The sequence below is a fragment of the Empedobacter brevis NBRC 14943 = ATCC 43319 genome, from assembly GCF_000382425.1.
Classification (GTDB): Bacteria; Bacteroidota; Bacteroidia; order Flavobacteriales; family Weeksellaceae; genus Empedobacter; species Empedobacter brevis.
On sequence record NZ_KB908315.1, the window covers coordinates 1 to 2,397 of the forward strand.

The 2,397-nt window shown below is 27.0% G+C and carries 2 protein-coding genes; both read left to right on the forward strand.

Annotated features, from left to right (window positions below):
• The coding region (locus tag H277_RS20590; protein ID WP_154652456.1) for a T9SS type A sorting domain-containing protein at window positions 1-95 on the forward strand (95 nt) is incomplete at its 5' end.
• A gap of 2 nt (window positions 96-97) precedes the next feature.
• The coding region (locus H277_RS0118330; RefSeq protein WP_019977080.1) for a hypothetical protein at window positions 98-2,397 on the forward strand (2,300 nt) is incomplete at its 3' end.

Here is a 2,397-nt window from a genome sequence, read left to right on the forward strand (position 1 = left end):
CGCCTGTTTCTTTAGGAAAGTATCCGGCCGGCGTTTACATCCTGAAAATTAACCACGACAACCAAACCGAATCCATTAAAATTATTAAAAAGTAATTATGAGAAAAAATATAATCTTATTTGCCTTATTAATCGTAGGAAACACTTTTGGCCAACAAACTACAGGAAGTAATTTTCAATATTTCCCAAATGGCTTTAAAGAAAATATTTATCCTAAATCTCCAGAAGCAGCAGCTTTTTCTAAATACACAGATATTCCAGCAAGTTCTTTTACAGGAGTTGTCAACATTTCTATACCAATCTATGAATTTGATTTTGAAGGAAAAAAATTCCCAATATCATTAGAATATAATACTTCAGGAATTAAATTAGATGAGATAGCTTCAAGAGTGGGACTAGGATGGACGCTTAATATTGGAGGAGTCTCTCTTTCTAAACAAATTATGGGATATCCTGATAATTCAAACTTAAATAAAAGTATCATAAGTAGTAATTTTAATCCTAATGAAGACAGAAATACTTTTGGGAAAATATCAGGATATAATGGAAATGTTAGTGATGGTTCCTTAGTAAAATCAGGTTTCGCTCCAAATGACTTAGAACCTGATATCTATTCTTACTCTACATTAGAAGGGAGTGGTAAATTTATTTTAGATTTTAAGACTAATGATATTTTGACTTTTCCTTATAGAAAAATTAAAAAGAATGGGTCACCTTTATCTTTTATAGAAGAAAATGGGAATATTTATACTTTTTTATCTAATGGATTTGAATATTTGCAACAAAATACGTGTAATAATCAAATTGATGACTTTGATAATAGGTATCGTGGTAATATTTATATTTCATCCATCGAATCTCCTAACAAAAATAATCGAATTGATTTTAGTTATACTACAGCAAATTCTAAACAGCTAGGGAAATCATATCTAATTTCGGCATCAGAAAAAATTATTATCCATAAAAATCCAACTAATGTGGTTGGATTTCCTGCATTTCCAGAAATTTGTTATTCTTATCACAAAGTCTACGCAGAGGACTCTAAAATTAAACAAATAAGTTTTAAAGGTGGAGTTATTGAGTTTATTTATAGTAGTCAATATGATGGAAGTTATAGAGAGGATCTTTCTGGTGATGTTTATTTAAAAAGAATTTTAGTTAAAAATGACCAAAATCAAATAATAAGAGATTTTGTACTCAATATGTCTTATTGGGTAACCACCGATTCTTATGATTTAAAAAACAGCAATTCCATTTCAGATAAATTAGAAGGGATTAATAAACGGTTATTTTTAAATTCTGTAAAAAATCAATTAACAAAAGAAGAGTATAAAATAGATTATTATGAAGGAAATATTGGCCCTAGAATAAGTAATCGTAAAGATTACTGGGGTGTATATAATGGATCAAATAATAATAGTTCGATAGGCAAATTAATGTTTAATAATACTAATTTTACTTACGGAGAAAATTTATTACCAAATTTAGATTTCGCAAAAAGAGGGAATCTTAAAAAAATTACATATCCTACTGAAGGAAATATGCAATTAGAATATGAATTGGATGAATTTATTGTTCCTGATAATTTGAAACAAAATTATTTAAATAAAGGTTTTTTAATAGAAAATGGAAGTACTAAGTCTGGTTCTATTAGAGTAAGTAATATAGAACTTAATGATGCTATAAAGGGAAAAATAAGAAAAGAATTTTCTTATATAAACCCAAGAACAAATAAATCAAGTGGAGTTTATTACTCTTCTCATATTGTTAATAATTTTGGATGTGATATTCATTTACCAGGAAATGGGAATCCAAAGACTACTTATTTTTACGCTTCAAATAATCCAGGTTGGCAGTTAAACACTATTAATGGAAAATCTATAGGTTATACTCATGTTGTAGAAAAAATAATAGATACTAAAAATTCTCAAAATAGTTATAAAAAATTATATGAATATATTAGTCATGAAGGTAATGATGATTTTCCTTATATGGATGAATTTACCGATTATGATGGATATTCTCCTTTAAATTTTAATTATCCTTTTTATAGACCTGAAAGAGGTTTATTAGACAATGTTACTTTTTTTAACAGTAATAATGATATTACTAAATTTGAAAAAAATGAATATGAATATAATAGTAACCCTAATAAAGAATCTTCCGCTTATCTAAATGATAATTCATCAATTTTATTTAGAGGTTTTTTATGGAAGTTTAATGATGAAGTATGTTGGTTTCTTTTAGGAGGTATCTCATGCAAAAGAGAGATTGACTATTTAACTTTTTTCCTATCTACTTATTGGATTCAAAACAAAAAGACAATCAGTACCGAATATTTTCCAAATGGAAATGTAGTTACAACAACCGAAAATAATTATTCTCCTTCTTATAAACA